The 26,336-nt window shown below is 61.6% G+C and carries 30 protein-coding genes; 18 read left to right on the top strand and 12 right to left on the bottom strand.

All coding sequences use genetic code 11. The features are described 5' to 3' along the window. The first annotated feature begins 5 nt into the window (after positions 1 to 5). The 7 genes from ctaD to J2858_RS03205 all read left to right on the top strand — a co-directional run bounded on the left by ctaD (position 6) and on the right by J2858_RS03205 (position 5,622). A complete protein-coding gene (gene ctaD / locus J2858_RS03235) occupies positions 6 to 1,703 on the top strand; it encodes a cytochrome c oxidase subunit I (protein ID WP_210103293.1) in 1,698 nt (565 codons plus the stop codon). A gap of 60 nt (positions 1,704 to 1,763) precedes the next feature. Continuing rightward, entirely contained in the window at positions 1,764 to 2,717 is a 954-nt protein-coding gene (locus J2858_RS03230; RefSeq protein WP_210103292.1) for a heme o synthase, read from the top strand. Beyond that, positions 2,717 to 2,854: a hypothetical protein gene (locus J2858_RS03225; protein WP_210104177.1), complete on the top strand. Its 138-nt coding sequence runs from the start codon at positions 2,717 to 2,719 to the stop codon at positions 2,852 to 2,854. The genes J2858_RS03230 and J2858_RS03225 overlap by 1 nt, the downstream gene beginning before the upstream one ends. 31 nt (positions 2,855 to 2,885) lie before the next feature. Further along, the gene (locus J2858_RS03220; RefSeq protein ID WP_210103291.1) at positions 2,886 to 3,491 is read left to right on the top strand and encodes a cytochrome c oxidase assembly protein; all 606 of its coding nucleotides are present in this window, start codon (positions 2,886 to 2,888) and stop codon (positions 3,489 to 3,491) included. A 58-nt stretch (positions 3,492 to 3,549) separates the two neighbouring features. Then, positions 3,550 to 4,425 carry a cytochrome c oxidase subunit 3 gene (locus tag J2858_RS03215; RefSeq protein ID WP_210103290.1) on the top strand — a complete coding sequence of 292 codons (876 nt, stop codon included), beginning with the start codon at positions 3,550 to 3,552 and terminating at the stop codon, positions 4,423 to 4,425. Positions 4,426 to 4,499: 74 nt separating this feature from the next. Then, positions 4,500 to 4,883, top strand: coding sequence for a DUF983 domain-containing protein (locus J2858_RS03210; RefSeq protein ID WP_210103289.1), 384 nt, complete (start codon positions 4,500 to 4,502; stop codon positions 4,881 to 4,883). Positions 4,884 to 4,899: 16 nt separating this feature from the next. Continuing rightward, entirely contained in the window at positions 4,900 to 5,622 is a 723-nt protein-coding gene (locus tag J2858_RS03205; protein WP_210104113.1) for an SURF1 family protein, read from the top strand. 39 nt (positions 5,623 to 5,661) lie between these two features. Here J2858_RS03205 and bdcA read toward each other — a convergent pair whose 3' ends face one another. After that, positions 5,662 to 6,375 (bottom strand): SDR family oxidoreductase, encoded by a 714-nt coding sequence (gene bdcA / locus J2858_RS03200; RefSeq protein ID WP_210103288.1) that lies wholly within the window; start codon positions 6,373 to 6,375, stop codon positions 5,662 to 5,664. A gap of 72 nt (positions 6,376 to 6,447) precedes the next feature. On the opposite strand from bdcA, the gene J2858_RS03195 reads away from it, so the two are divergent. From J2858_RS03195 to J2858_RS03165, 7 genes are all read left to right on the top strand, one after another. After that, the gene (locus tag J2858_RS03195; RefSeq protein ID WP_210103287.1) at positions 6,448 to 7,053 is read left to right on the top strand and encodes a TetR/AcrR family transcriptional regulator; all 606 of its coding nucleotides are present in this window, start codon (positions 6,448 to 6,450) and stop codon (positions 7,051 to 7,053) included. A 159-nt stretch (positions 7,054 to 7,212) separates the two neighbouring features. After that, positions 7,213 to 8,217 (top strand): 4-hydroxy-3-methylbut-2-enyl diphosphate reductase, encoded by a 1,005-nt coding sequence (ispH, locus tag J2858_RS03190; RefSeq protein ID WP_210104112.1) that lies wholly within the window; start codon positions 7,213 to 7,215, stop codon positions 8,215 to 8,217. A 178-nt stretch (positions 8,218 to 8,395) separates the two neighbouring features. After that, the gene (locus J2858_RS03185; RefSeq protein WP_210103286.1) at positions 8,396 to 8,641 is read left to right on the top strand and encodes a type II toxin-antitoxin system ParD family antitoxin; all 246 of its coding nucleotides are present in this window, start codon (positions 8,396 to 8,398) and stop codon (positions 8,639 to 8,641) included. Position 8,642: 1 nt separating this feature from the next. Next, the gene (locus J2858_RS03180; protein ID WP_210103285.1) at positions 8,643 to 8,969 is read left to right on the top strand and encodes a type II toxin-antitoxin system RelE/ParE family toxin; all 327 of its coding nucleotides are present in this window, start codon (positions 8,643 to 8,645) and stop codon (positions 8,967 to 8,969) included. Between the two features lie 130 nt (positions 8,970 to 9,099). Further along, positions 9,100 to 10,080: a homoserine kinase gene (locus J2858_RS03175; protein WP_210103284.1), complete on the top strand. Its 981-nt coding sequence runs from the start codon at positions 9,100 to 9,102 to the stop codon at positions 10,078 to 10,080. Beyond that, positions 10,077 to 10,520 carry a ribonuclease HI gene (rnhA, locus tag J2858_RS03170; RefSeq protein ID WP_245365597.1) on the top strand — a complete coding sequence of 148 codons (444 nt, stop codon included), beginning with the start codon at positions 10,077 to 10,079 and terminating at the stop codon, positions 10,518 to 10,520. The genes J2858_RS03175 and rnhA overlap by 4 nt, the downstream gene beginning before the upstream one ends. Before the next feature lie 83 nt (positions 10,521 to 10,603). Further along, on the top strand, positions 10,604 to 10,912 hold the full coding sequence (locus tag J2858_RS03165; protein ID WP_210103282.1) for a Dabb family protein: 309 nt from the start codon (positions 10,604 to 10,606) through the stop codon (positions 10,910 to 10,912). Positions 10,913 to 11,102: 190 nt separating this feature from the next. Here the strand turns inward: J2858_RS03165 and J2858_RS24340 are convergent, their stop codons facing one another. The 6 genes from J2858_RS24340 to J2858_RS03135 form a co-directional block, all read right to left on the bottom strand. Further along, positions 11,103 to 11,723, bottom strand: a complete 621-nt coding sequence (locus tag J2858_RS24340) for an SIR2 family NAD-dependent protein deacylase (protein ID WP_432443270.1) — start codon at positions 11,721 to 11,723, stop codon at positions 11,103 to 11,105. Between the two features lie 236 nt (positions 11,724 to 11,959). Beyond that, positions 11,960 to 12,952 carry a ParA family protein gene (locus J2858_RS03155; protein WP_210103280.1) on the bottom strand — a complete coding sequence of 331 codons (993 nt, stop codon included), beginning with the start codon at positions 12,950 to 12,952 and terminating at the stop codon, positions 11,960 to 11,962. 486 nt (positions 12,953 to 13,438) lie between these two features. Further along, positions 13,439 to 14,335: a metal ABC transporter substrate-binding protein gene (locus J2858_RS03150; protein WP_210103279.1), complete on the bottom strand. Its 897-nt coding sequence runs from the start codon at positions 14,333 to 14,335 to the stop codon at positions 13,439 to 13,441. Between the two features lie 17 nt (positions 14,336 to 14,352). After that, a complete protein-coding gene (locus J2858_RS03145; protein ID WP_210103278.1) occupies positions 14,353 to 15,225 on the bottom strand; it encodes a metal ABC transporter permease in 873 nt (290 codons plus the stop codon). Continuing rightward, the gene (locus tag J2858_RS03140) at positions 15,222 to 15,971 is read right to left on the bottom strand and encodes a metal ABC transporter ATP-binding protein (protein ID WP_210103277.1); all 750 of its coding nucleotides are present in this window, start codon (positions 15,969 to 15,971) and stop codon (positions 15,222 to 15,224) included. The genes J2858_RS03145 and J2858_RS03140 overlap by 4 nt, the downstream gene beginning before the upstream one ends. Further along, the gene (locus J2858_RS03135) at positions 15,968 to 16,114 is read right to left on the bottom strand and encodes a hypothetical protein (protein ID WP_210104176.1); all 147 of its coding nucleotides are present in this window, start codon (positions 16,112 to 16,114) and stop codon (positions 15,968 to 15,970) included. The genes J2858_RS03140 and J2858_RS03135 overlap by 4 nt, the downstream gene beginning before the upstream one ends. Positions 16,115 to 16,330: 216 nt before the next feature. On the opposite strand from J2858_RS03135, the gene J2858_RS03130 reads away from it, so the two are divergent. Continuing rightward, a complete protein-coding gene (locus tag J2858_RS03130; RefSeq protein ID WP_210103276.1) occupies positions 16,331 to 17,086 on the top strand; it encodes an MOSC domain-containing protein in 756 nt (251 codons plus the stop codon). Here the strand turns inward: J2858_RS03130 and J2858_RS03125 are convergent. From J2858_RS03125 to J2858_RS03115, 3 genes are all read right to left on the bottom strand, one after another. Next, positions 17,071 to 18,759: an FAD/NAD(P)-binding protein gene (locus tag J2858_RS03125; protein ID WP_210103275.1), complete on the bottom strand. Its 1,689-nt coding sequence runs from the start codon at positions 18,757 to 18,759 to the stop codon at positions 17,071 to 17,073. The genes J2858_RS03130 and J2858_RS03125 overlap by 16 nt on opposite strands. A gap of 197 nt (positions 18,760 to 18,956) precedes the next feature. Then, positions 18,957 to 19,442, bottom strand: coding sequence for a peroxiredoxin (locus J2858_RS03120; protein ID WP_210103274.1), 486 nt, complete (start codon positions 19,440 to 19,442; stop codon positions 18,957 to 18,959). 127 nt (positions 19,443 to 19,569) lie between these two features. Continuing rightward, the gene (locus J2858_RS03115; protein WP_210103273.1) at positions 19,570 to 20,316 is read right to left on the bottom strand and encodes a protein-disulfide reductase DsbD domain-containing protein; all 747 of its coding nucleotides are present in this window, start codon (positions 20,314 to 20,316) and stop codon (positions 19,570 to 19,572) included. Positions 20,317 to 20,579: 263 nt separating this feature from the next. Here J2858_RS03115 and J2858_RS03110 point away from each other — a divergent pair, with 263 nt between their 5' ends. The 3 genes from J2858_RS03110 (at position 20,580) to J2858_RS03100 (ending at position 22,660) form a co-directional block, all read left to right on the top strand. Next, positions 20,580 to 21,221: a YqgE/AlgH family protein gene (locus J2858_RS03110; protein WP_210103272.1), complete on the top strand. Its 642-nt coding sequence runs from the start codon at positions 20,580 to 20,582 to the stop codon at positions 21,219 to 21,221. A 93-nt stretch (positions 21,222 to 21,314) separates the two neighbouring features. Next, positions 21,315 to 21,506 (top strand): CsbD family protein, encoded by a 192-nt coding sequence (locus tag J2858_RS03105; protein WP_210103271.1) that lies wholly within the window; start codon positions 21,315 to 21,317, stop codon positions 21,504 to 21,506. Positions 21,507 to 21,598: 92 nt separating this feature from the next. Next, entirely contained in the window at positions 21,599 to 22,660 is a 1,062-nt protein-coding gene (locus J2858_RS03100; RefSeq protein WP_210103270.1) for a zinc-binding metallopeptidase family protein, read from the top strand. 105 nt (positions 22,661 to 22,765) lie between these two features. Here J2858_RS03100 and J2858_RS03095 read toward each other — a convergent pair whose 3' ends face one another. Then, positions 22,766 to 25,669, bottom strand: a complete 2,904-nt coding sequence (locus J2858_RS03095) for an EAL domain-containing protein (RefSeq protein WP_210103269.1) — start codon at positions 25,667 to 25,669, stop codon at positions 22,766 to 22,768. Further along, entirely contained in the window at positions 25,666 to 26,280 is a 615-nt protein-coding gene (locus J2858_RS03090; RefSeq protein WP_210103268.1) for a GNAT family N-acetyltransferase, read from the bottom strand. Before J2858_RS03090 ends, J2858_RS03095 begins: the two co-directional genes overlap by 4 nt. Between the last annotated feature and the right edge of the window lie 56 nt (positions 26,281 to 26,336).

The raw sequence follows: 26,336 nt of genomic DNA, 5'->3' as shown, positions 1-26,336 counted from the left end.
GGACAATGGCTGGACATTCCGCACACGACGGTCATCACGCCCATGCCGCCCACGAGGCGCATGCCGGCGACGACCATCACCACGATCATAAGCTGAGCTTCTTCGAGCGCTGGTTCAAATCGACCAACCACAAGGATATCGGCACGCTCTACCTGATCTTCGCGATCATGGCGGGCATCATCGGCGGCCTTCTTTCCGTTGCCATGCGCATGGAATTGCAGGAGCCCGGCATCCAGATCTTCCATGGCCTTGCCGCCATGGTCTACGGTTTCGAAGGGGATGCGGCCATCGACGGCGGCAAGCACATGTATAATGTGTTCACCACCGCGCATGCGCTGATCATGATCTTCTTCATGGTCATGCCCGCGATGATCGGCGGCTTTGCCAACTGGATGATCCCGATCATGATCGGGGCGCCGGATATGGCGTTTCCGCGCCTCAACAACATCTCCTTCTGGCTGATCGTTCCGGCCTTCCTGCTGCTGCTTCTGTCCATGTTCGTGGAAGGCCCGGCAGGCGCTTACGGCGTCGGCGGCGGCTGGACCATGTATCCGCCGCTGGCCACTTCCGGCCAGCCCGGACCCGCGGTGGATCTCGCTATCTTCTCGCTGCACGTGGCGGGCGCTTCGTCCATCCTCGGTGCGATCAACTTCATCACCACCATCCTAAACATGCGCGCGCCGGGCATGACGCTGCACAAGATGCCGCTGTTTGCCTGGGCCGTGCTGGTCACCGCCTTCCTGCTTCTGCTGTCGCTTCCGGTTCTCGCCGGCGGCATCACCATGCTGCTCACCGACCGCAATTTCGGCACGACCTTCTTTGCGCCCGAAGGCGGCGGCGACCCGATCCTCTACCAGCACCTGTTCTGGTTCTTCGGTCACCCGGAGGTTTACATCCTGATCCTGCCCGGCTTCGGCATCATCAGCCACATCGTCTCGACCTTCTCGAAAAAGCCGGTCTTCGGTTATCTCGGCATGGCCTATGCAATGGTGGCCATCGGTGCCGTCGGCTTCATCGTCTGGGCGCACCACATGTACACGGTCGGCCTGTCGCTCGATGCGCAGCGCTATTTCGTGTTCGCCACCATGGTGATTGCGGTGCCCACGGGTGTCAAAATCTTCTCGTGGATTGCAACGATGTGGGGCGGCTCGCTGTCGTTCCGCACGCCGATGATCTGGGCGATCGGCTTCATCTTCCTGTTTACCGTCGGTGGCGTCACCGGCGTACAGCTGGCCAATGCCGGCCTCGACCGCTCGCTGCATGACACCTATTACGTGGTGGCCCACTTCCACTACGTGCTGTCGCTCGGCGCGGTCTTTGCGATCTTTGCGGCCTGGTACTACTGGTTCCCGAAGATGACCGGCTACATGTATTCGGAAAAGCTCGGCAACCTGCATTTCTGGGTGATGTTCATCGGCGTGAACCTGGTGTTCTTCCCGCAGCATTTCCTCGGCCTTGCCGGCATGCCGCGCCGCTACATCGATTATCCGGATGCCTTTGCCGGCTGGAACTACGTGTCATCCATCGGCTCGTACATCTCCTTCGTCGGCGTGCTGATCTTCCTCTTCTGCGTCTGGGAGGCTTTTGCCAAGAAGCGCGTCGCCGGCGACAATCCGTGGGGCGAAGGTGCCACGACGCTGGAATGGCAGCTGTCTTCGCCGCCGCCGTTCCACCAGTGGGAACAGCTGCCGCGCATCAAGTGATCTGCTTCTGGCCATGGCGCGACGTCGTGCCATGGCCGCCCAACCAACAGGACTGACCGCATGACTGCCATCGATCATCACGCCGCCTTGGGAGACGAGGACGAGTTTCGTCTGTCGGAAGCCGGCGCGCGCGATTTCTTCGAACTTCTGAAGCCGCGTGTCATGTCGCTGGTGGTGTTTACCGCCTTTGCCGGCCTGCTTCTGGCGCCGGGCACCATCAATCCGGTGATCGGCTTCATCGCGATCCTGTGCGTGGCCGTCGGCGCCGGCGCATCGGGTGCGCTCAACATGTGGTACGATGCCGATATCGATGCGGTGATGACGCGCACGGCGCGCCGCCCGATTCCCGCCGGCCGCATTCGCCCGCAGGAGGCGCTGGCCTTCGGGCTGACGCTGTCGACCTTTTCCGTCTGCATCCTCGGCCTTGCGGTCAACTGGTTTTCGGCCGGCCTGCTTGCTTTCACCATCTTCTTCTACGCGGTCGTCTATACGATGTGGCTGAAGCGCTCGACGCCGCAGAACATCGTCATCGGCGGTGCCTCCGGCGCGTTTCCGCCGATGATCGGCTGGGCCTGCGTGACCGGCGGCGTGTCGCTCGACAGCATCGTGCTGTTTCTCATCATCTTCCTGTGGACGCCGGCGCATTTCTGGGCGCTGGCGCTGTTCAAGATGCGCGACTACGGCGCGGTCGGCGTTCCGATGCTGCCCAACGTTGCCGGTGAGCGCGCCACCAAGAACCAGATCGTCGTTTATGCCGTCGCCACCGCCATCGCCGGCGTGTCGCCGGCGCTGACCGGCCTTGTCGGCTGGGTCTACGGTGCCTTTGCTGCCATTCTCGGCGCCCTTTTCGTTCTCTGTTCCATCGCCGTCTGGCGCATGGCCGACGGCGACGAGAAAATGCTGCCGGCCAAGCGCATGTTCGCCTATTCGCTAGTCTATCTGTTTGCGATCTTCCTTGGCCTGATTGCCAGCCATTATGCCGGGGCGTTTGCCGGCCTTGCCGGAGGTCTGTGATGGTGGAGACCGTCAAGATCAACGAGGCGCAGAAGAAATCCCGTCGCGGGCGCAATATCGCGCTTGGCCTGGTGCTCGGCGCGCTCGTGGTGATCTTCTACGTGGTGACACTGATCAAGATCAGCGGAACCGGCTGAAGCGTCTTTGAGGGGGATGGAGGAGTACGGCATGACGGTTGACAGCACCGTGAGGAAACAGAAGGTCGGCAACGGCGCGATCCTGGTCGCCTGCCTCGTTTTTGTCGGCGGCATGGTCGGCGCGGCCTATGCGTCCGTGCCGCTTTACAGGCTGTTCTGCCAGGTCACCGGCTATAACGGCACGACGCAACGCGTCGAGCAGTATTCCGAGACCATTCTCGACGCCACGATGCGCGTCACCTTCGACGCTAACATCTCGCCCGGCCTCAACTGGGAGTTCAAGCCGGTCAACCGCTCCATCGAGCCGAAAATCGGCGAAACCGTGCAGATCGCCTATCAGGCCACCAACCGCTCGCCGGTGCCCGTCACCGGCATGGCGGTGTTCAACGTGACGCCCATGGAAGCGGGCGCCTATTTCAACAAGGTGGAGTGCTTCTGCTTTACCGAAACGACCCTTCAGCCGGGTCAGACGCTCGACATGCCGGTGGTGTTCTTCATCGACCCGCAGATCGTAACGGCGGAAGAAACCAAGAATATCCGGAATATCACGCTGTCCTACACCTTCTATCCCAGCCAGGGGGCAAAACCGGTTGCCGGTTTGAAGGATAAGGGCGAAGGCAGCGCGAAGAAGTTGTGAGAGAGGGCCTGCCCGCTTGCGCGGGGAGGCTTGAGGAGAAACATCGGGGACTGCTGGCATGGCGCAAGCGCATCAAAAGAACCACGACTACCATATCATCGACCCGAGCATCTGGCCGCTCATGGCCTCGCTCGGCGCCTTCGTGCTGACCTTCGGTGGCGTTGGCTACATGCGCTACCTGCATGGCGGGCAGTTCCACCTGTTCGGTCTGGATTTTGCGCATCCGTGGCTGTTCTTCATCGGCCTGGCGATCCTCATCTACACCATGGTCGGCTGGTGGGCCGATACGATCAAGGAAGGCCGCGAGGGCCATCACACGCCGGTTGTATCGCTGCACCTGCGCTATGGCATGATCATGTTCATCGCGTCGGAAGTGATGTTCTTCGTCGCCTGGTTCTGGGCCTTCTTCGATGCGAGCCTTTTTGCCAATGAGGCGATCCAGGCAAGCCGCGTGACGGCAACCGGTGGCCAGTGGCCGCCGAAGGGCATCGAAGTGCTCGATCCCTGGCACTTGCCGCTCTACAACACCGTGATCCTGCTTCTCTCCGGCACCTGCGTGACCTGGGCGCACCATGCGCTTCTGCACAACGACCGCAAGGGCGTGGTGAACGGTTTGGCGCTGACGGTTGCGCTCGGTCTGTTCTTCTCCTTCGTGCAGGCCTACGAATACGCCCATGCGCCCTTCGAGTTCAGCAACTCGATCTATGGCGCGACCTTCTTCATGGCGACCGGTTTTCACGGCTTCCACGTCTTCGTCGGCACCATCTTCCTGCTCGTCTGCCTGATCCGGGCTGCCAATGGCGGCTTTACCCCGACCAAGCATTTCGGCTTCGAGGCGGCTGCCTGGTACTGGCATTTCGTCGACGTGGTCTGGCTCTTCCTGTTCTTTGCCATCTACGTCTGGGGCGGATGGGGCGCGCCGCTGGCGCATTGAGCGCCGCTTGATAGAATTGAAAAGGGCGGCACCTGCCGCCCTTTTTATTTGGAACCCGTGCCGGAAGGTTTTTCATGCCACAGGATGAAGCACATTTTCCGCCGCAGGATGCCGTGGCGACCGGCCTTCGCGGCTCATGCCCCCGATGCGGGCAGGGAAAGCTGTTCGATGGCCTTTTGACGGTGCGCCCGCGCTGTACGGCCTGCGGGCTGGATTACGGCTTTGCCGATTCGGGCGATGGGCCGGCCGTCTTCGTCATGCTGCTGGTCGGCTTTCTCGTCGTCGGTTTTGCCCTGTGGTTGGAGTTCACCTTCCATCCGAGCGTGATCTGGCATTTTCTGGTGACCTTGCCCTTTGCCGTCATCACATGCCTTGCGTCGCTGCGGCTGCTGAAGGGCCTGCTGATCTCGCTGCAATACAGGCATAGCGCAAGCGAAGGCCGGATCGACCGTGACTGAGCCGCACAAGCCCCCGATGAGCGCGGCCAAGCGTCTGGCGACCGTAATCTCCGTCTTCCTAGCGCTTGCCCTCCTCCTGTCGCTCGGCACCTGGCAGGTGCAGCGGCTGCACTGGAAGGAGGGGCTTCTGGCGCAGATCGCCGAGCGCCGTGAGGCAGATCCTGTCGCGCTTTCGGCGGTGGCAGAGAAGCAAGGCGCGGGGGCGGATGAGGAATATGCCCGTGTGCGCATCGAAGGCGTGTTCGATCACAGCCGCGAGCGGCATTTCTTTGCCACCCATCAGGGCCGCAGCGGCTTTTACATCTATACGCCGATGATGCTGGCGGGCGGCAAGACCCTCTTCGTCAACCGCGGCTTCGTGCCCTACGAGATGAAATCGGCCGATACGCGCAAGGCAGGCCAGGTCGAAGGGCAGGTCGCCCTCACCGGTTATTTCCGCAACCGGCTTCCGGCAAAACCATCCTGGCTGGTGCCTGACAATGATCCGGCCAAGAACATTTTTTACTGGAAGGATCTTGATGCCATGGCGGCCACCGCCGGGCTCGATCCGCAAAAAGTGCTGCCCTTCTTCGTGGACGTCGATGATGCCGTGAAAAACCCCGGCGGCTTTCCGCAAGGCGGCGTCACACAGTTCGAGCTGTCCAACAATCACCTGCAATATGCCGTGACCTGGTATGGGCTGGCCTTTGCGCTGGTGCTGGTGACGGCCAGCCTCTGGTGGAAGGGGCGGCGGCGCTAGCACGGGGCCATTGACGCGCCGCCCCTTCGCACCCGGTGATCAGGCGCCGAAGGCACCGTCGATCGTGTGCATGGCCCCGGTGACGAAGCCGGCTTCCGGGCCGGCAAGCCAGGCCACCATGCCTGCGACTTCCTCCGGCCGGCCATGGCGCTTGATGGCCATGAAGCTGTGCATGAGCTCCCGCATCGGGCCGTTTTCCGGATTGGCGTCCGTATCGACCGGGCCCGGCTGCACCACGTTGATGGTGATGCCGCGCGGCCCGAAATCGCGGGCCAGACCGCGCGCCAGGCCCTGCAGGGCAGACTTGCTGACGGCGTAGGATGCCATGCCCGGCACCGGCATCCGGTCGCCGTTGACGGAACCGATCACGATGATGCGCCCGCCCTCCGGCATCTGCCGCGCCGCCTCCACCGAGGCATGGTAGGGGGCGTGAATGTTGATGCGGAAAAGCCGGTCAACGGCATCCGGATCCTGCTCCAGGGCATCGCCGAAGAGGGCAATCCCGGCATTGACCACCAGAATATCCAGCGGCCCGCTGTCGCGCACGCGGGATATCACCTGGTCACGGTCGGCGCTGTCGGTGAAGACCGCCGTGCTTCCGGTTTCTGCGGCCAGTTGCTCGGCTGCCCCCTGCGATCCGGCATAGGTGAATGTCACCGTCGCGCCGTCGGCGGCGAAGCGCCGGACGATGGCGGCGCCGATACCCCTGCTGCCGCCCAGCACCAGCACGGATTTTCCCTTGAACGTGGTCATATGTACATCCTTGTGAATTAACGTAACGAGTGCTACATAAATAGGTGAGACATCAGCGTCAAGGTTTATGTAGTGATTGATACAAAAAATACGTCCCGATCCCGCGGCCGCCCGCGCCGGTTCGATGCCGATGAAGGGGTCGCAACCGCCCAGCAGCTGTTTCATGCCCGTGGCTACGATGCCGTGAGTGTCGCCGATATGACCGAGGCGCTGGGCATCAATCCGCCGAGTTTCTACGCCGCCTTCGGCAGCAAGGCAGGGCTTTATGCCCGCGTGCTTGATCGCTACGCAGCGACCGGCGCTGTTCCGCTTGCCGATCTTCTGCGGCCGGACCGGCCGGTGGCGGAATGCCTGGCGGCGGTTCTGGAAGCGGCAGCCCGGCAGTATGTCGCAGATCCGGTTGCCACCGGCTGCCTCGTGGTCGAGGGGACGCGCTGCGACGATCCGGGCGCGCGGAACGCGGCTTGCGCCGCGCAGGCCCATGCAGAGGCGGTTATCCGCGCCTTCATTGCCGCGCGACATCCTGAAGCTGCCGACCGCATGACCGACTTCGTCAGTTCCACCATGTCCGGCCTGTCGGCCAAGGCCCGCAACGGCCTCGACGCCGACCGGCTGCTTGCCATCGCGCGCATGGCCGGCCGGGCGGTGGCGCAGGAGCTTTCCGGAAAAGCCGGGTAGGCGTCGGTTTCCGTCCAGCTCCGGGCGACCGCGCAGCGGGATGGCGGCGATGGGCCATGGCCGGCGCAGCCCTTGCACGCGACGTTTGTCTTTTTGCATGGCGCATGGCGCCCGGCTCGCTTATATGAGGGCGAACATGGACATTCAGCCGGAATGATTATGAACATCCAGGTGTCGAAACCGCCCCTTTCCATCCGCCTCTGTGGCCCGCGCGGTTTCTGCGCCGGCGTCGACCGGGCAATCCAGATCGTCGTTTTGGCGCTCAAGGCCTATGGCGCGCCGGTCTATGTGCGCCACGAGATCGTTCACAACCGCTATGTGGTGGAAGGGCTGGAGGCCAAGGGCGCCGTCTTTGTCGAGGAACTGAACGAGATCCCGGAAGAGCACCGCGCCCAGCCGGTGGTGTTTTCCGCCCATGGCGTGCCGAAATCCGTGCCGGAGGATGCTGAGAGCCGCAACCTGTTCTATCTCGATGCCACGTGCCCGCTGGTGTCGAAGGTTCACAAGCAGGCCATGCGCCACCAGCGGCTCGGCCGCCACGTCATCCTCATCGGCCATGCCGGCCATCCGGAAGTGATCGGCACCATGGGGCAGCTGCCGGAAGGTACGGTATCGCTCATCGATACGATAGCCGATGCGGAAGCCTATCAGCCGATCGATCCCGACAATCTCGGCTATGTGACGCAGACGACGCTCTCGGTTGATGATACGGCGGGGGTGATTGCAAAGCTTCAGGAACGGTTTCCGAACCTCACGGCGCCCTCTGCCGACAGCATCTGCTATGCGACGACCAACCGGCAGGAAGCGGTGAAGCAGGCGGCCCCCGGCTGCGATCTCTTCATCGTCGTCGGCGCGCCCAATTCCTCCAATTCCAAGCGTCTGGTGGAAGTGGCGCTTCGCGCCGGCGCCACCCGCTCGCTGCTCGTCCAGCGCGCCGCCGAAATCGCCTGGGACGAGGTGGGACCGATCCGCACGCTCGGCATTTCCGCCGGCGCCTCTGCGCCGGAAGTCATCGTCGACGAAATCATCGAGGCGTTTCGCGAACGTTTCGATGCCACGGTGGAGCTTGCCATCACGGCGGAGGAAAACGAACATTTCCTCGTCAACCGTGAACTGCGCAACGTCGAACTCACCCGCGAAGACATGGCCTGGGTGAATGGGTGAGCGGCGACGGCGCCAGCCGGCAAAACGTGCCAGTGGCACGTTTTGAGCCGCGAACGCCCTGAGCCCAAAGCGAAGGGCCGGGGGCTTAAGCCCAGCGCGACGGCGCCAGCCGACAATAACCAAACTTGCGCAATTTCTGTTATTCGTTATCGTAACGGCGTAACGGGAGCAGACCGCCATGAATGTTTCTTTAGGCGAGCGCTGGGAAAAATTCGTCGAACAGACGGTGCAGACCGGCCGCTATGGCTCGGCCAGCGAGGTCGTGCGCGAGGGGTTGCGGCTGGTCGAGGAGCGGGAAGTCAGGCTTCGCGCGCTTCGGGACACGCTGGATGCCTCCCTTGCGCAAGGTGGCGGCGTCAGTGATGAGGACATGGAGGCAGCGCTTGCTGCCGAAGCGGATAGGCTCTCTGAAAGCACCCGTTGACGTGGCGCGGCTTGTCTATCTCGATAGCGCCCGTCAGGATCTGATCGAGATCCTGCGTTACATTGCCAAGACAAGCGGTTCGGTTGCGGTCGGGCAACACTTTACCGGCCTGCTGCGACAGAAATGTCGCCATCTGGCAGCGCTTCCGGGAGACATGGGGCGCTTGCGGCCGGAGCTCGGGCCGGACATCCGCAGCTCTGCCTTTCGCGGGTATGTCATCTTCTTCCGCCTGAGGGATGGCCTGTTCGAGGTGATCAACATTCTGGAAGGGCACCGTGATGTGGAGAGGCACTTCGAGAGCCCGCCGCCCGACACGCCTGACCCCTGAACCCGCATCCCCCATCCACCCCGCCAAATCCTGTGCCCATGGCACCCAAGGGGCTAGCCATGCCGGCGCCTGCCGCTGTATGCCTTTGCGGGCATGACGTCGCAAAGCCCGAAGCGCAGGACATACAGATTTGGCCGTCTATACCGATATTTCCGAAACAGAGCTGAAGACCTTTCTGGCGCAATATGATGTGGGCGAGCTCACCTCCTATCGGGGGATTGCCGAAGGCGTTGAAAATTCCAATTTCCTGCTGCACACCACCAAGGAGCCGCTGATCCTGACGCTCTATGAAAAGCGGGTGGATGCGGGCGACCTGCCGTTCTTCTTGGGCCTCATGCAGCATCTGGCTCGGCGGGGGCTCTCCTGCCCGCTGCCTCTGCCGCGCCGCGACGGGGCGTTGACGGGCGAGCTGTCCGGCCGGCCGGCCGCGCTGATTTCCTTCCTGGAAGGTGTGTGGCTGCGCAAGCCCGAGGCGCAGAACTGTTTTGAAGTCGGCCGGGCGCTTGCGCAAATGCATCTGGCGGCTGCGGATTTTTCCATAAGGCGGCCGAACGCGCTTTCGCTGGATGGCTGGGTGGAGCTCTGGGCCAAGGCCGGTCCGCGCGCCGACGAGGTTCTGCCGGGCCTGCAGGCGGAAATCGGCGATGAGCTCGATTATCTCTCCGCCCACTGGCCGCGTGATCTGCCGGCCGGCGTGATCCATGCCGATCTCTTTCAGGACAACGTGTTCTTCCTCAATAACACGCTCTCCGGCCTCATCGATTTCTATTTCGCCTGCAATGATCTCCTCGCCTATGACGTGGCGATCTGCCTCAATGCCTGGTGTTTCGAGGCCGATGGCGCCTATAATTTCGCAAAAGGCGCGTCCATGCTCGCCGGTTACCAGTCGGTGCGGCCGCTCCTGGATGCGGAGGCGGCAGCCCTTCCGATCCTCTGCCGTGGCTCTGCCCTGCGCTTCTTCCTCACCCGCCTCTATGACTGGCTGACGACGCCGGCAGGCGCGCTGGTGGTGAAGAAGGATCCGCTCGAATATCTGAGGAAGCTGCGCTTCCACCGCGCCATCGTCTCGCCCGGGGAATATGGCCTTGCGCCGCGCGGGGAGGCGATCTGATGAAACAGGTGGAAATCTTTACCGACGGCGCCTGTTCCGGCAATCCCGGCCCCGGCGGCTGGGGCGCCATTTTGCGCTATGGCGAAACCTTGAAGGAACTTTACGGCGGCGAGGCGGATACGACCAATAACCGCATGGAGCTGCTTGCCGCCATCACCGCGCTCAATGCGCTCAAAACCCCTTGCGAGGTCAGCCTCCATACCGACAGCAAATATGTCATGGACGGCATCTCGAAGTGGATTTTTGGCTGGAAGAAGAACGGCTGGAAGACCGCCGACAAGAAGCCGGTAAAGAACGGCGAGCTGTGGCAGCAACTCGACGCGGCAAACCAGCGCCACAAGGTCACCTGGCACTGGGTCAAGGGCCATGCCGGCCACCCGGAAAACGAACGCGCCGATGAACTGGCGCGCCTCGGCATGGCGCCGTTCAAGAAACGCTGAATTTTTTAAAACAAGGATGGCGACCGCCGGCCGCCCTCCTTCGCATAGCCAGAAACCGGAAGAGACCCACCACGGAGAACACCATGATCCTGCACTGCGTCTTCCTGCGCCTCAAATCAGCCCTTGGCACGGCCGACAAGCAATCGATCTTCGATGCCGTCCTTGCCCTCAAGGACATCATCCCCGGCATCGTCTCGATCAAGGTCGGCCCCAATGTCTCGCCCGAAGGCCTGAGCGGCGGTTTTCAGGACGGCTTTGCCGTCACCTTCGAAACAGCCGACGCCCGCGACGCCTACCTCATCCACCCCGACCACAAGGCAGTCGGCGAACGCATCGTCGCGGCCTGCGACGGGGGGCTGGCGGGGTTGCTGGTGTTTGATCTGGAGGTGTGAGTTTTTTGGGGGGGCGGCTGTTTTAGGTGCCGCTCCGTGACCGTCCAGTCTTCGGTATCGAGGATACAGACAGCTGTCATAGTGTACGGGTCGGCCTCAGCGACCGGCGCCCCCCGATTTCGGTCATTCTGCCTGCTGTGCAACGTCCGCAACACAGCTGTTCTGCTCCAGATATAAATTGCGACAATCACTAATTGAACAATGGACCGGCGGGAACTTGGTCCATCAGGGTAGCAAGCTCTCTAAATGACTCTACCAACTCAGCATGGTGGTTATCAGGATTGTAGCACAAGCACTTCAAGTTCCGATTCGACCGCAATGATTTCACCATGTCTGGCGCTATGCGCGATGATGTTACTAAGTAATGTGGTCGGGAGTTCGGAAAACTGAATCTTTGGTTTTCCAGAAGCATGTTAAGGTCCGGGTCTGAGATGCCACATCCGACTAATAAAAAGGTGTGTGACAAGAGGCATGCATCTAGAACGTCATAGAACGCGGAGTGGGATATTCTTGCCTTTGCATAATCATGATTTGAAAATATTAGTTCATTGGGATGGTCGATTGACCCGTGGATCTTAATAATGTGGGTGCGATCTTCACGGAGGAAATTGTGTACGTCCTTGTCACAATGCCTTTTAACTGTGACCTGACCGCCAGTTTCTGCAATAACGTAGTTTTCGAATATTTGATCGAAATTAGGAGTTAGGTATATCCTCTGGTCCAAGTTGAATATCAGTTTGTGTATCTCAGCCGGTGCATACGCAGGTGTGATAAAGCATTCTCTGATAAAGTGTTCCCACTCTTCCTCCATCCTGCTTTTGATCCATTCGCAGGCGTGTAGAAAATCATTGTCTTTGATCGCTCGTTTAATGTGAGCGGTGCCCTTGGGTCCAATCTTGGCCAGACCGCGTTCGAGGAACTCGCCCCATAACGGCGGGCGCGTCTTTCCATCTTTTCCCACGGAGTTTTTGCTGACGCCACTACCAAGAAAAACGACAACTCGCCTTGAGATAAGATCGCGCTTAAGCTGTTCAGGCCACGCAATCATTAGTGGAGCCCCACCCGCTGAAGAATTTGGTCTGCGACTATGCCAAATGTGTCGCGAGCATCTTTCACCTTCGAAAAGTGCGCCCCCCTGACGCCATCGCTCGCCTTGAGGCCAAACACCGGAGCCCGTGCGGATTGCGACATGGGTATCAGGCTATGGAGGTTGGGAATTGAACCTAGTAAAAAGTGATCGATCTGATTGGGCGCGGGGGCAACCGTTGAAAGCTCAGAGGCCACTATGCTCTCGAATTGCTTCATGATTTTCTCATAAGCATTCACAGCACGCTTCGCGCCAGAGCCGTCTGTTTTGGCGATATAGTGTTGAGATGCATAGCCAAGGAACCCTAGACTCCGGGCAAGCTTTGTATCGACCTCATCAGGATCATCGACGTTCTCAACGCCAACGCTCCATTGCTTTCGCCATCTAGAAAGCCATGCAGCGATGTTGTCGATTGCCTTCACGCTGAAGATGTCTATAGACATCGGAGCAACGAAATAGTCACTGGCCAACAAAACAGAACGATTAATAGAACCAAGTGATGGGCCTACATCAAACAAGACGAGGTCGTAATGATCGCACCGCTTCATGAGCTCCGCGAACATTAACGTGGTTCGCATTCCGCGGGAGTCGCCACCAATAGCGGAACCCCAGTCCTTCGCCAGCAAATCTTCAGTTAATGCTAGTCTAGGGTCCCCAGGCAATACATCCACGGCGAAACGCGGACTATTGCTGACTGTGAGTTCTTTGCTGTAGCCCTTGCCGAGGGAGAGCGGTCTTATCACATTGTGTATAGTAAATGATGATGTCTCTTCATAAAAGTAAGATAGCCTCTTGTCGTCAAACATATATTGAGTCGCATTGCATTGTGGGTCCGCGTCAATCACCAGCACGCTTAAATCGCGTACCTCTGATGCATAAGCTGCGACGTTGCATAGCAAAGTCGTTTTGCCTACGCCCCCTTTGTTATTAAAGAATGCGATTGATTTAGCCATTTCGCCCTCTAAAATGTCCTCATTTTTATTTTAACTCAAATTCTTTGCCGTGAAAGGCTAGCCCATGTCACGTTTAGCCTTTTAGAATGGAATCGCAAAGGAGCTATTTCTCTTTCCAAGACAATAGATACCCACTGAGGCGCATCAGCAGATTGCTACCTAGTATCGAATCCGCAGCCTTATGATTTATGGGTTCTGATGCCTTTATCAGTGCTCAGTCCCGCGTGCAGCCGAAGCTGACAGTCGTCTGACGCTTGTTTCGCTTGTGCGCTACCCAAAGACAGATTGTCGTAAACATATCTGAAGCAGTAACATCAGCCGAAATAAATCGAGCGGCGGCTCTGGGAAAATCTTGCCGCTTGTGTGAATTCTCGGAAGCAAGGCGCCAAACCGCCCCTCCTGCTCCGGCACCACGTGTGATCCTCCTGCAACATCACTCTCTCCCCGTACCACGAGGAGAGAGCCACGACCAAAAATCAAAAAACCTCAGCTCCCCGCCTTCATCGCGCCGGCCAGATGGTCCACATTGAACCGGAACATTTTTTCATACGTCCCCGCCGGCCCAGAAGGCTTTGACAGGGATTCGACGTAGAGCTCGCCGCCCGGTTCGGCGCCGGTTGCCTTGGCGACCTGTTTGACCAGGCGCGGGTCGTTGGAATTTTCGAAGAAGTAGGTTTTCACATGCTCGGCCTTGATCTGGTCGATCAGCTTGGCAACGTCGGCGGCAGAGGCTTCGGTTTCGGTCGAAACGCCAAGCGGCGACAGGAATGTCACCTTGTATTCGCGGCCGAAATAGCCAAACGCGTCGTGGCTGGTCAGCACCTTGCGGCGGTCTTCCGGGATTTTTGCGAATTTTTCGCGGGCATAGGCGTCGAGCGTGTCGAGCTTTTTCGTGTAGGCTTCGGCGTTTGCCTTGAAGGTGGCGGCGTCGGCTGGGTCTGCGGCGGAAAGTGCCTTTTCGATGTTGGTGACCCAGATTTTGACGTTGACCGGGCTGTTCCACACATGCGGATCGGTCACGGTTTTGCCGTCCTCTTCCATGGTGCGGGTGTTGATGCCCTCCGAGACGGTGACGGGCTTCGACTTGGTGCCGGAGGCCGAGATCAGCCGGTCGAGCCAGCCTTCGAGGCCTTCGCCGCTCACGAACACCACGTCGGCGGCTTTCAGCGCCTTGGCATCCTTCGGCGAGGGCTCGAATTCATGGGGGTCGCCGTCGGGGCCGACGAGGCTTGTCACCTTCACCTTGTCGCCGCCGACCTGATGGACGACATCGGCGAGAACGGTGAACGAGGCGACGGCCTTCAGCTCTGCCGCCGAGACCGGGGCTGAAAAGGCGATGAGGGCCGGCAGTGAGGCAGAAAGGTAGAGTGTGCGGGAGAACATGGGCAGGCTCCTTGCGGTTAACCCTTGAGGTGCGGGCGGGGGAAATAGCGCCGGGCAATGCCGGAGGGCGCGATGAAGATCGAAATCCCGTAGAGGATCGCCGCCGTCATGATGATGGTCGGGCCGGACGCGATTTCGAGATGGTAGGAGGCGATGAGGCCGAAATAGCCGGAGACGAGCGCCGTGCCGACGGCAACCGCCAGCATGGCGGGCAGGTTTTTCGCCCATAATTGCGCAATGGCGGCCGGCAGCATCATCAGGCCGACGGCCATCAGCGTGCCGAGCGCCTGGAAACTGGCCACAAGGTTCAGCACCACCATCAGCAGGAAGGCGACGTGATAAAGCGGCCCGCGCCCGCCGACGGCGCGCAAAAAGCCGGGGTCGAAACATTCCGCCACCAGCGGGCGATAGATGACGGCCAGCACCACAAGGGTGAGCGAGGTGATCGCGCCGATCTGCGTGAGGGCAGGGGCATCAATGGCGAGGATCGTGCCGAAGAGCACGTGCAGCAGGTCGATATTGGAGCCGCGCAGCGAGACGATGAGAACGCCAAGGGCAAGCGAGGCGAGATAGAAGCTGGCAAAGCTTGCATCTTCGGACAGCACGGTTGCCCGGCTGACGGCGCCCGACAGAAGCGCCACCGAAAGCCCCGCCACCAGCCCGCCAAGCCCCATGGCCGTCAGCGAGAGCGAGCCGGCCACGAGATAGCCGATGGCAGCGCCCGGCAGCACTGCATGGCTCAGCGCATCGCCCATCAGGCTCATGCGCCGCATCATCAGAAACACGCCGATCGGGCCGGAACCGAGCGCGAGGCACAGGCAGGCCACCAGCGCGCGGCGCATAAAACCGTAATCCACCATCGGCGCCAGGAAGATGTCATAGGCGCTCATGCGGCGGGCTCGCAGACTTCGGCATTTTCATCGAAGCGCTCGGCCATGGCGCGGGCGCGCATCAGGTTTTCCGGTGCCATCACCTCTTCCGTCGGCCCCCAGCCGATCAGTTCGCGGGCAATCAGCAGCGTCTCGGGGAAATGGCTGCGCACCTGGTCGAAATCATGCAGAACGGCAACAACGGTGCGGCCCTCGCCATGCCAGGAGGCAACAATCTCCAGGAGATCGCGGGTGGTGCGGGCATCGATGGCGGTAAACGGCTCGTCGAGCAGGATGACGCGGGCATCCTGCAGCAGCAGGCGGGCAAACAGCACGCGCTGGAACTGGCCGGCCGAGAGCGAACCGATCGGCCGTTTTTCGAACCCGTCGAGGCCGACCGTCTGCAGCGCCTGGCGCGCACGCTCCATCGCGGCGTGGCGCACCCGGCCAAAGGCGCCGCTCGCCTTCCAGTCTCCCAAAAGCACCGTATCGAGCACATCGATCGGAAAACGCCGGTTGATCTCGGCCGCCTGCGGCAGGTAGCCGATCTCGGTGCGGCCAAGCCTGTGCTCGATGCGGCCTTCCGCCGGCTTCAACTCGCCGACGATGGCCTTCATGAGCGTCGATTTGCCGGCGCCATTGGGGCCTGCAATCGCCGTCAGGCTGCCGGCCTTCAGCGTGCCGGAAAGGTGATGCACGGCCGGATGCCGGTCATAGGCAAGGGTCAGATTGTGCAGGCGGATCACGGGTTCCGGATGGGCGCTCATGGCAGAACGACCGCCCAGGAAATGGCAAGCCAGAGGCCGCCGATCACGACAGCAACCACAGCCAGCCGGGCAAGCGCCGAATGCTGGAGAAGACGGGACGCATGCGGCAGCGAAGGCAGGCGACGGGGCATGGGCACGGGCATAAGTGGGGCCTCGGATGGGCGGAACGGATTTTGTTATGTTATAACAATCGCGGCGAAAAAATGGCAAGCCCCGCCGATGTTCTTTTGCGTTCCATTGGGTTCTTCGGGTTCTTTTGGAACTCAGGCGTGAGAATTGTCTTGTCCCCCGCCGGCAGGGTGGCACCCTGTGCCTTCAGCCACACGGTCGCGCAGGCGCAACAGCAAAGGGATGGATGAATGCGGAAAATCGGGGTTGTGGCAAAGGTGTTCCGCTATCCGGTCAGCTCGCTCGGCGGCGAGGCGCCGGCATCGATTGCCGTGTCAAAGGATGGCGTTCTCTCGGATCGCCGCTTTGCCCTCTTCGACCCGCAGACCGGCCGGCCGGCTGCTCCCGAGCAGGAGCCGCGCTGGCGACCGGCGCTTCTGCTGGAGGCCTCTGCAGGGCCTGACGGCCTGCCGCAGATTTCCTTCCCGGATGGCCGGGTGTTTGGCGCCTTGTCGGAAGAGCTTGGCGATCATCTGCGGGCGCATTTCGGCTTTGCCGCAGCGCTAGGCGTGCATGATGTCTTTGCGGAAGAGGTGCCGGCCCAGATGGCGCGCATTGCCCCGCGCTACGCGGTCTCCCCCTTGCATCTCCTCACCACAGCGTCCCTTGCAAAGCTTGGTACGCTCGGCGGACTTTCATCGCCGGATCCGCGCCGTTTTCGCCCGACGGTGCTCATCGAAACGGATGACGGCATCGAAGGGTTCGAGGAAAATCGCTGGGTGGGACAGGCCGTGCGGATCGGCGAGCACCGGATTACCGTGACGGAAGCAACGCGCCGCTGCGGCATGACGCTTGCCGCCCAGCCGGGCCTTGCCGAAGACGCCAATGTGCTGCGCGCCATCATGCGCCACAATGCCCGCCATCTCGGCGTCTATGGCCGGCTTGGCGAGGAGATCGCCGGTCCGGTGACGATCTCCCCCGGCGATGCGGTTTATGCCGAAAGCTGAAGCACGCTTGCGGATTTTGCTTCCACCGCCTCCAGAATGGCGCCGGAAACGGTCTCCCCGATTTCCGCCGCACTGGTAATGCCCTGCACGAAGGGATGCTTGTGCAGGAGGAAGGAGATCGCCGCACAATATAGATTGTTGCACAGCGGGGCGGTGATTCTCGGGCGATACAGCTCATCGATATCGATCCCGCCGGTGCGGATCATCGGCACGGGGCTGTCGTCGGTGATAAAACCTTGTGCCACCGGTGTTGCCGATTTCTGCACGCCGCCCTGCGCCACGAGCGTCGGAAACGGCAGGTCAGTTGCCGAAAGCGTTGCCTGGCCAGTCGCATCGATGAAGGCATCGAACACGTATCGCTGACCATGGGCGGTCACCACCGCGCCGCGCTCCACGCCGTCGCTTGAAATCTCGTAATCCTGCCCGAGCGCCAGGATGCTGAGTTTGCCGGCGCGTTTCAGCGCCAGAAGCCGGCGGATCGACATCAGCGGCACGGTCGCATAATCGTCGACGAAGATCGACTTGAAGTGGCGATGGAAGCGTTTGAGATCGGTGTCATCGAGATGCGGAATGGCGCGCGCCACGATCTCATGGGTAATCAGGATCGCATAGCGCCACGGCACCGTATACTGGCGGTCGCGATTGGCTTCCGTTTCGGCAAGGTTGCGGGCGGCCCACACGAAGGGATCCGATGCCAGCCGCTCGCGGTAATAGGCCTCGGCAAAGGTCTCGACCGTAAGCTCCGAAAGCCCGATCTTTGCCGCATAATCCGGATCGGCCACGAGAATTTCCTGGCGGAAGAGATCGAACACCGCATCCAGCAGGTTGTGGCGGCCGGTGGCGATCAGCGCATCGACGGCCTCCTCGGTCAAGACCTGCGGCGTGCGGTAGGGCAGCGGACAGTAGAAATCGGCTTCCGGCAAAAGCCCCTTGCGGGACATCATGGTGGCGCAAAACGCCTCGCTGCCGGTTGCCGGCTGGTATTGCAGGTCGCCGGCCGTATCCAGCCGGAAGGTGCCGCGGGCGGTTGCCACGCTCATCAGCGCATCGATGCCGCTGAGAGACGTGCCGAGAATGCCGATCGATCCATCCGGAATGGTCTTCAACGCTGCCGCAGGCCAGGGCGAGATGAAGTAACCCGGACGAGTCTCGGTATTGTCCGGCCAGTTATGGCCGGTTGCCATGACCACATGGTCGAACACCGCTTCGAACCGCTGTCCGTCACGGCCGGTCACAGAAAGGCGGATGTCTGCGTCCTGCAGCGCGATGTCGATCACCCGGTGGCGATCGAGCACCTCGATGCGGTGGCCGTTGCGGGTGCCGATGGCGACAAGCTGCAGGAACTGCGCGCGCATGTAATCGCCCAGCACGACGCGCGGATAAAATTCACGCGCATCGATCGCCTCGCGCAAAATGCAGAGACGCTGCAGCTCGGCATCCTCCTGGCGCGACAGCCATTCGACCAGCGTTTCGGTGAGCGCCGGGAACTCGATGCTCGGAATGTTCGACAGCATCGCCGGATCGTTGATGTCGGGATGGTAAGGCGTGCCCTTGCCCGGCTCCGCTTCCGCTTCGAAAATCGTGATGGAGAGCGGACGCGCCGCGCCGATCAGGCCCTTCAGGGTGTAAAGACCCGTCGGCCCGCTGCCGATAATGGCTACTCTGTCTTGCATCTGTGTCTCGATCCGGAGAAGCGCGAAGGATACCGCGCAGTCGGATGGACAATGTCGCAGAGGGCCGCTTGTTCCGCCGGGTCGTGTATACGGCGCATCTAGCCTTCCGGGTGTCGGGACAGAGTAGAACAATCCTATAACGCAGCAAGGCGGCCCTGGGGCCGCCTTGGGTCGAAAACGTCGTGTCCGGATGAGGGTCAGAGCTGCTCGATCATGGCAGCGGCGCCCGAAACGGTGGCCTGGCCGGGGCTTTCCTCGATGTTGAGGCTTTTCACCACGCCGTCTTCCACCAGCATCGAATAGCGCTTGGAACGCACGCCGAGGCCGGCGGCGGAGAGGTCCATGTCGAGGCCGAGCGACTTGGTGAAGGAGGCGTCCCAATCCGAGAGGAAATGGATCTTGCCGGCGCCACCGCTTTTTTCGGCCCAGGCGCCCATCACGAACCAGTCGTTGACGGACACGACGGCAATGTCATCGACGCCGCGTTCCAGAAGCGCATCGCGGTTTTCCAGATAGCCGGGCAGGTGGTTCAGCGAGCAGGTGGGCGTGAAGGCGCCGGGTACGGCAAACAGGACGACCTTCTTGCCCTTGAACAGACCTTCGGTGGTCACTTCCACCGGGCCGTCCGGGGTCTTTTCCTTGAAGGTGGCTTGCGGCAGCGTTTCGCCGACGGAAATCGTCATGGTCGTCTCCTCGTGGATGGTCAGACAGGAATGGGGATGAAGTTCAGGCAGGACCTGCTCGGCTGAAAGGCCTGCGAAGGGGCAAGGCCTGCCGGCCTTTCAGCGTTTGGCGCACTATAGAACGGCCTCAATCGAAGGCAAGCGCGGTTTCCATGGCGCGGCTTCCGGCAATCACCAGAATGTCCCAGTTGCGCCCGGCCACCACCGCCTTGTCTGCCCCCTTGCCAAGCGGCATGGTCACCACATAGGTGCCATCCACCATCTGCGCACCCGTCTGGTCAAACAGCACATGGCCGGCCGGCGTTGCGACAAAGATCTGCGGCGGCGGGCTGTCCGCCGGCAGCCGCAGGCCCACGCGCAAATTTCGTTTGCCGTCCGTCAGGGCATGATGCGCGACGGAAAAATCCTCGGAGGGTTGTTCCGGCAGGCTTTTCCTGGCCTCGTCCAGAATGAGGTTCTCCTCGAAGGGCAGGCCCTTTGCGCTTGCCATATCCATGTGGAAATCGGCCTGGAAAGGAATGCAGATATTGCGGCAGAGCCCGACAAAGGCGCTGGCATTCAGCATCAGCGGCTTTGCCTTGTCCTCCACCTCAAGCGTGAAGGGCAGCGTCACGGCATGGTCGTAGCCCAGGTCGCGCACGTCGCCGGTCATAAATTGCCGGGGTACCGGAAACTCCACCTTCTGAAGGCGGATGCCGTCGCCGGGCGAGATCGTGATCTGCGGCGGAATGCCGGCCTGGCCGGGCTCCTTCCAATAGGTGATCCAGCCATTCTTCGGCTCGATCTGCAGGGCGCCGCGCACGGTGCCGTCGGGCTCTGCCGGCAGCGCGATGATTCGCATCCGCCCGCCCTCGTTTTCTGCCCAGGCGCTCATGGCCGCCGAGGCGCCCTGAGCCCAGAGCAGGGCGGAGCATATGAGAAATGCCACATATGCATGGCGGGGCATGGTTGCGAGGCCTTTGACGATCATGCCGGCAGATTTAGGCGATGCCCGCGCCGCGTTCCAGTCACTTGCGCTTCAGCCGGATCATTTTCGGTTGATTGATGAGGCGTGCTGCCCCATCTTGAGGTGAGACGGTCGCTTGAAAGAAAACCGCTCGCCCGCTCCCGGGCCGGGCCTACCGAGCAGGAGGCACGATGCCATTGTCGACGCCGACGGATAAACTGGCAGAACAGCTGGCGCAGAAGCCCGCCGACAAGCGCGAGCGCGGCTTCCTCGACGGCCAGTTCGTCATTGCCATGCCCGGCATGCCGGACGGCAATTTCAGCCGGTCGGTCGTCTATATCTGCGCCCATTCCCCGGCGGGCGCCATGGGCTTCATTATCAACCGCGCCCAGTCCATCTCGTTTGCCGAAATCCTCCTGCACCTGAAGATGGTGGACCAAGCCGATGCGATCATGCTGCCGAATGCGGCGCGCGACTTTCCGATCCTCAACGGCGGCCCTGTCGAAACGGGGCGCGGCTTCGTGCTGCATTCGGATGATTACGTGAGCGAATCCAGCATTCCCGTCAGCGACGATATTTCGCTGACGGCGACGCTCGATATCGTGCGGGCCATCAGCGAGGGGCGCGGGCCGATGCGTGCCACCATGCTTCTGGGCTATGCCGGCTGGGGACCGGGCCAGCTGGAAGCGGAAATCGCCGCCAATGGCTGGCTGAACTGCCCGGCGGCCGAGGCGCTGATCTTCGACCGGACGCTCGAGGATAAGTATGAGCGGGCGCTGGCATTGATGGGGGTGCGCCCCGAAATGCTGTCGAGCGAAGCCGGCCACGCCTGATTGAGCGGCGGAACCAAGTCGCAGCTCTTGCGTTCTTCTTGTCAGAAACCGCAGCAAACCAGAAAAAACTGCGGTAAACCAAGGAGAAGACCCATGGGTAGCATGAGCGATAAAGTAGCCGGCAAGGCCAATGAAGTATCCGGCAAGGTCAAGCAGGCTGTCGGCGATGCGACCGACAACCATTCCCTGGAAGCCAAGGGTCACGCCCAGGAAGCCAAGGGCAAGGCCCAGCACGCCAAGGGCGAGCTGAAGGAAGGCGCCAAGGGCGTCATCGACCGGGCCTGATCAAGCCCAATTCGAAGAATTTTGAAGCCTGCCCCGTCGTCAGTCGGGGCAGGCTTTCCATGTGTAGACCTGCTGTTTGACGGACCTGATCCATGCGCCTTTTCGAATGCGATAGCTGCGGCCAATCCATCCATTTCGACAACCGTGTCTGTATCAATTGCGGCCACAGGCTGGCTTTCGTGCCGGAACGGCTGACCATGCATGCGTTGAGCGAAGGCCAGGACGGCTCCTGGCGGCTGGTTTCGGATCCGGGACACGCGCTGCGCCTCTGCGCCAATGCGGTCAACGACATCTGCAACTGGACGCTGCCGGCCGAGGGCGAGGAGACTTTTTGCGTCGCCTGCCGCCATAACCGGCTGGTGCCGGATGCGGCAACCGCAGATGGCCTGCGCCAGTTCCGCACCATCAGCCAGGCGCAGCGCCATCTGTTTTATTCGATGCTGAAGTGGGACCTGCCGCGCACCACCCGCGCCGAAGACCCCGAAGGCGGTCTGGTCTTCGATTTCCTGGTGGACGAGGTGAAGGCCGATGGCACGGTGGTGCCAGCCATGACCGGCCATGAAAGCGGCCTCATCGCCATCCGAGCCGCCGAAGCCGATGACGACACGCGCGAAAAGATAAGGGTGTCGATGAAGGAGCCCTATCGCACCATGCTCGGCCATTTCCGCCACGAAACCGGGCACTACATCTGGGACAAGCTGGTGCGCGACATGGGTAGGCTCGACCCGTTTCGTCTCGCCTTCGGCGACGAGACGATCGATTATGGCGAGGCGCTGAAGCGCAATTACGAAGAAGGACCACCCGCCGACTGGCAGGAGCATTTCATCAGCACCTATGCCAGCACCCACCCGTGGGAGGATTTCGCCGAGTGCTTCGCGCATTATGTGCACATGGTCGATACGCTGGAAATGGCACGCTCCCTCGGCATGGTGGTGGAGCCGCGCGGCCATTCGGAGCTTGCCTCGGAGGTCGATTTCAATCCCTACCGCGCCCATGATGCCGCGCAGCTGGTGGAAGCCTGGGTGCCGTTTACGGTCGCCATGAACAGCATCCACCGCTCGATGGGCGTGCCCGACCTTTATCCCTTCATCCTCACCCCGACCGTGGTCGCCAAGCTGGAATTCATCCACGGACTGGTCCACGGCAAGCACTGAAAAAGCGCGCTCCAGCCCTGTCCATCGCTTGGGCAGGGAGGAAATCGGCAATCACTCTTCTCCTCGTCATGACGGGGAGAAGGGTGCTGCGGAAACGTCTGCCCGTCAGGCGCGCTTGGTCAGCGGAAAGCGCTCCTTCAGAAGGCGCTGCACGGCATCCGGTGGCATCGGCGCGCCAAAGAGGAAGCTCTGGCCGAACTGGCAGCCCATCTTGGCAAGCTCTCCTGCATCCTCGTCGCTCGCAATACCCTCCGCCACCACCACCATCTCCATCTGCCGCGCCATGGCGATCACCGAGCGCAGCAGCACCGCGCCGCGATCGGACGGATTGGCGACGATCGACTTGTCGAGCTTGATCGTGTCGAAGGGGAATTGCGTCAGGTGCGACAGCGAAGAATAGCCGCTGCCGAAATCGTCGAGCGCCAGGCTGATGCCGGTTTCCTTGAGCTTGGACAGAACAAGCCGCGCCTGTTCCGGGTTTTCCAGCATCATCGATTCGGTGAGTTCGAGCTTCAGGCGCTGCGGGTCGAAATGGGTTCGGCTGAGCAGCGAGCGGATTTCGGCATAGAGATCGGCGTTCAGCAGTTGCGCGCTCGACAGGTTGACCGCCATGAAGATCGGCAGCTCGCCCGTCTGCTTTTCAAACGACATCAGGTCAGCGGTGGCGCTTTCGAGCGCAAACAGGCCAAGCGGACCGATCAGATCGGTCATTTCGGCAATCGGGATGAACTCTGCCGGCGCAATCGTGCCGCGCTTGGGATGCTCCCAGCGCATCAGCGCTTCAAAGCCGGCAATCTCGCCATTGTCGAGCCGGATGATCGGCTGGTAGGCAAGCGACAGCTCGCGCCGTTCGATGGCGCGGCGAAGATCCGTTTCGATCTGCAGGCGGTCGGGCGTGCCATTGCTGCGGAAGGCCGGGCGGAAGGGTTCGACGCGGTTGCCGCCGGCGCGCTTTGCCCGGTACATGGCCAGTTCCGCATCGCCGAGCAGGCTGGCGGCGCTTTCCTGCTGATCCACCCAGGAGGAGAGCCCGATGGAGGCGGTCAGGATCACCTCGCGATTGGCAAAGTTGATCGGCACCATGATCGCCTTGCTGACGGCATCGGCAAAGTCGGCGACCTTGCCGGGATCGCGTTCGGAGACGAGAATGAGGCCGAACTGGTCGCCGGAAATGCGCGCCAGCGTGTCCTGCGGCTTCAACAGGCGGCGCAGGCGCCGCGTCAGCGCGATGAGGATATTGTCGCCGGCGGCAATGCCAAGACTGTCGTTCACCTGCTTGTAGCGATCGATGTCGATCGCCATCACCGTCGGGCGCACCGCGTCGCTTGCCGCGGCAATGGTGAGCACCGATTGCAGCCGGTCGAGAAACACCTGGCGGTTCGGCAGACCGGTTAGGTTGTCGTGGAGCGCATCGGCCAGCAGCCGTTCGACGGAATTCTTCGGTTCCGTCACGTCAACGATCGTGCCGACGCAGCGGATGATTTCGCCATTGGAGCCGAGCACCGGCCGGGCGCGAATCTGCAGCCAGTGGAAATGCCCGTCTTCGGCGCGGATGCGGAACTCGTGGTTCAGCTTGCCGCGGCGGTGCTCCAGAAGCACGTCGAGCGTTGCCTTGAAGCGGTCGCGGTCGTCGGGGTGAAGGCGTGGCAGCCAGTTGCGCGCCGGCCCGTGCATGGTGCCCGGCGACAGGCCGAGCCTCAGCGAAATGTCGGGTGTCGTCACCAGCCTGTCGCGCGCCACGTCCCAGTCCCAGACCGTGTCGCCGCTGCCCATCAGCGCCAGCGACTGGCGCTCCAGATCGGAGAACAGGCCCTGCTGGTAGGCGCCGCCGGCAAAGGCGTGCTGCATCACGGTAAAGCCGATGAGGAGGACGATGAGCACGAGGCCGCCGCCGAGCGCCGGCTGGATGATGTCATTGTCGAGCTTGCCCGTCACCGTCATCCAGCCGCCGAACAGCCAGACGAGGATCAGCGCCCAGGTGGGCACCAGAAGAATGGCGCGGTCAAACCGGTTGAGGCCGAGATAGATGATGAGCAGGATGCCGGCCGTTGCCGTCAGTGCCAGCGAAATGCGGGCAATGCCCGAAGCAATCGATGGGTCGTAGATCGCAACGCCGAAGAGAAGCGCAAGGCCGATCACCCAGGCAAACGTGGCATAGCCCAGATGCACGTGCCAGCGGTTGAGGTTGAGATAGGCAAACAGGAAGATGACGAGCGAGGAGGCCAGCGCCACTTCCGCGCAGGCCCGCCATATTCGCTCGTCGCTGGAGGTGATGCTGATGAGCTTTTCGAGGAAGCCGAAGTCGACGCAGATATAGGCAAGCACCGCCCAGGCAAGCGCTGCCGCCGCCGGCAGCATGGACGTGCCCTTCACCACGAAGAGAATGGTGAGGAACACCGCAAGCAAGCCGGCAATGCCGAGCACGATGCCGCGATAGAGCGTGAACGAGTTGACGGTGTCCTTGTAGGCATCCGGCTCCCACAGATAGATCTGCGGCAGGTTGGGCGAGGTGAGTTCCGCCACGAAGGTGATGACCGAACCCGGGTTCAGCGTGATGCGGAAGACATCCGCATCCGGGCTCGGCACCCTGTCGAGCGCGAAGCCTTCAGACGGCGTGATGGCCGTGATGCGTTGCGAGCCGAGATCCGGCCAGATGAGGCGCGAGCCGACCAGGCGGAAATGCGGGGCGACGATGACGCGCTCCAGCTGTTCCTCCGAAACGTTTGCCAATGCAAACACGGCCCAGTCGCCCTGGTGGCCGGGCGTTGCCGAGCGCACCTCGATGCGCCGGCGAATGCCGTCGGTGCCGGCCGCGGTCGAGACCTGGAAAGCCTCGCCCTGGTTGGCATAGATATCGGTGGTCGCCGTCAGGTCCAGCGCCCGGTCGTCGCGGGAGATCTTGACCGGCTCGAAGGCGAGAGCCGCGCCGGGCAAAAGCATGAACAGGCAGGCAAACAGCAGTGCCAGCCGGGTCGGCAGAGGGGGAACGCGCGTGCCTGGCCTTGTCATCGTGGGGCTTGCGCCTTCACGTCCATTGGGTCCGACGACAGCAGGGAATAGAGGGTGTGATCCCGCCACTCGCCGTTGATTTTCAGATATTTCCGCAAAAGACCTTCCCGTTCGAAACCGGCTTTTTCCAACAGCCTTACGCTCTTCCAGTTGTCCGGGATACAGGCAGCCTCGATGCGGTGCAACTGAAGCCCGGTGAAGATGTAGGGTACTACAAGGCGGAGTGCGGCAAACATATGACCTTGGCCGGCCTGTTTTTCGCCCATCCAGTAGCCGACCATGCAGCTCTGGGCCGCGCCGCGGCGGATATAGCCGATGGTAAGGCCGCCCAGGAGGCTCATGTCGTCGCGGTGAAACAGCAGAAGCGGCACGGCAAGGCCGGACGAGAATTCCTGTGTATGACGCGTGACGCGGGCGCGAAACGAGGCTTCCGTCAGCTCGTCATGGCGCCAGGTCGGCTCCCAGGGCTGCAGGAACTGCCGGCTTTCCGAGCGCAGCTTGTACCAGGCGCGGTAATCCGTATAGCGGGCAAGGCGCAGCATGTGGTGATCGCCGTAAAGCTCGGGCATCTCCGGCTGACGTTGCAAGAACCGAAACACCGACCGCGTCATCCTATGCGTTCCGTCCCGCCCGTCGCAATGCGGCCGACGGAGCGGTATTGCGCCGT

This window comes from Neorhizobium galegae (genome assembly GCF_017877135.1).
Lineage (GTDB): Bacteria > Pseudomonadota > Alphaproteobacteria > Rhizobiales > Rhizobiaceae > Neorhizobium > Neorhizobium galegae_A.
This window is presented reverse-complemented; position numbering and strand designations above follow the sequence as displayed.

Excerpts from the sequence above, each read along its gene's own strand:
- J2858_RS03115 (WP_210103273.1), bottom strand. The coding sequence starts at position 20,316 with ATGAGCGCCTGGGCAGAAAACGAGGGCGGGCGGATGCGAATCATCGCG.
- J2858_RS03110 (WP_210103272.1), top strand. The coding sequence starts at position 20,580 with ATGCCATTGTCGACGCCGACGGATAAACTGGCAGAACAGCTGGCGCAG.
- J2858_RS03210 (WP_210103289.1), top strand. The coding sequence starts at position 4,500 with ATGCCACAGGATGAAGCACATTTTCCGCCGCAGGATGCCGTGGCGACC.
- J2858_RS03215 (WP_210103290.1), top strand. The coding sequence starts at position 3,550 with ATGGCGCAAGCGCATCAAAAGAACCACGACTACCATATCATCGACCCG.
- J2858_RS03095 (WP_210103269.1), bottom strand. The coding sequence starts at position 25,669 with ATGACAAGGCCAGGCACGCGCGTTCCCCCTCTGCCGACCCGGCTGGCA.
- J2858_RS03150 (WP_210103279.1), bottom strand. The coding sequence starts at position 14,335 with ATGTTCTCCCGCACACTCTACCTTTCTGCCTCACTGCCGGCCCTCATC.
- J2858_RS03105 (WP_210103271.1), top strand. The coding sequence starts at position 21,315 with ATGGGTAGCATGAGCGATAAAGTAGCCGGCAAGGCCAATGAAGTATCC.
- J2858_RS03165 (WP_210103282.1), top strand. The coding sequence starts at position 10,604 with ATGATCCTGCACTGCGTCTTCCTGCGCCTCAAATCAGCCCTTGGCACG.
- bdcA (WP_210103288.1), bottom strand. The coding sequence starts at position 6,375 with ATGACCACGTTCAAGGGAAAATCCGTGCTGGTGCTGGGCGGCAGCAGG.
- ispH (WP_210104112.1), top strand. The coding sequence starts at position 7,213 with ATGAACATCCAGGTGTCGAAACCGCCCCTTTCCATCCGCCTCTGTGGC.
- J2858_RS03090 (WP_210103268.1), bottom strand. The coding sequence starts at position 26,280 with ATGACGCGGTCGGTGTTTCGGTTCTTGCAACGTCAGCCGGAGATGCCC.
- J2858_RS03100 (WP_210103270.1), top strand. The coding sequence starts at position 21,599 with ATGCGCCTTTTCGAATGCGATAGCTGCGGCCAATCCATCCATTTCGAC.
- J2858_RS03225 (WP_210104177.1), top strand. The coding sequence starts at position 2,717 with ATGGTGGAGACCGTCAAGATCAACGAGGCGCAGAAGAAATCCCGTCGC.
- J2858_RS03230 (WP_210103292.1), top strand. The coding sequence starts at position 1,764 with ATGACTGCCATCGATCATCACGCCGCCTTGGGAGACGAGGACGAGTTT.
- J2858_RS03145 (WP_210103278.1), bottom strand. The coding sequence starts at position 15,225 with ATGAGCGCCTATGACATCTTCCTGGCGCCGATGGTGGATTACGGTTTT.
- J2858_RS03155 (WP_210103280.1), bottom strand. The coding sequence starts at position 12,952 with ATGGCTAAATCAATCGCATTCTTTAATAACAAAGGGGGCGTAGGCAAA.
- J2858_RS03125 (WP_210103275.1), bottom strand. The coding sequence starts at position 18,759 with ATGCAAGACAGAGTAGCCATTATCGGCAGCGGGCCGACGGGTCTTTAC.
- J2858_RS03185 (WP_210103286.1), top strand. The coding sequence starts at position 8,396 with ATGAATGTTTCTTTAGGCGAGCGCTGGGAAAAATTCGTCGAACAGACG.
- J2858_RS03130 (WP_210103276.1), top strand. The coding sequence starts at position 16,331 with ATGCGGAAAATCGGGGTTGTGGCAAAGGTGTTCCGCTATCCGGTCAGC.
- J2858_RS03220 (WP_210103291.1), top strand. The coding sequence starts at position 2,886 with ATGACGGTTGACAGCACCGTGAGGAAACAGAAGGTCGGCAACGGCGCG.
- J2858_RS03205 (WP_210104113.1), top strand. The coding sequence starts at position 4,900 with ATGAGCGCGGCCAAGCGTCTGGCGACCGTAATCTCCGTCTTCCTAGCG.
- J2858_RS24340 (WP_432443270.1), bottom strand. The coding sequence starts at position 11,723 with ATGGAGGAAGAGTGGGAACACTTTATCAGAGAATGCTTTATCACACCT.
- J2858_RS03120 (WP_210103274.1), bottom strand. The coding sequence starts at position 19,442 with ATGACGATTTCCGTCGGCGAAACGCTGCCGCAAGCCACCTTCAAGGAA.
- J2858_RS03135 (WP_210104176.1), bottom strand. The coding sequence starts at position 16,114 with ATGCCCGTGCCCATGCCCCGTCGCCTGCCTTCGCTGCCGCATGCGTCC.
- ctaD (WP_210103293.1), top strand. The coding sequence starts at position 6 with ATGGCTGGACATTCCGCACACGACGGTCATCACGCCCATGCCGCCCAC.
- J2858_RS03140 (WP_210103277.1), bottom strand. The coding sequence starts at position 15,971 with ATGAGCGCCCATCCGGAACCCGTGATCCGCCTGCACAATCTGACCCTT.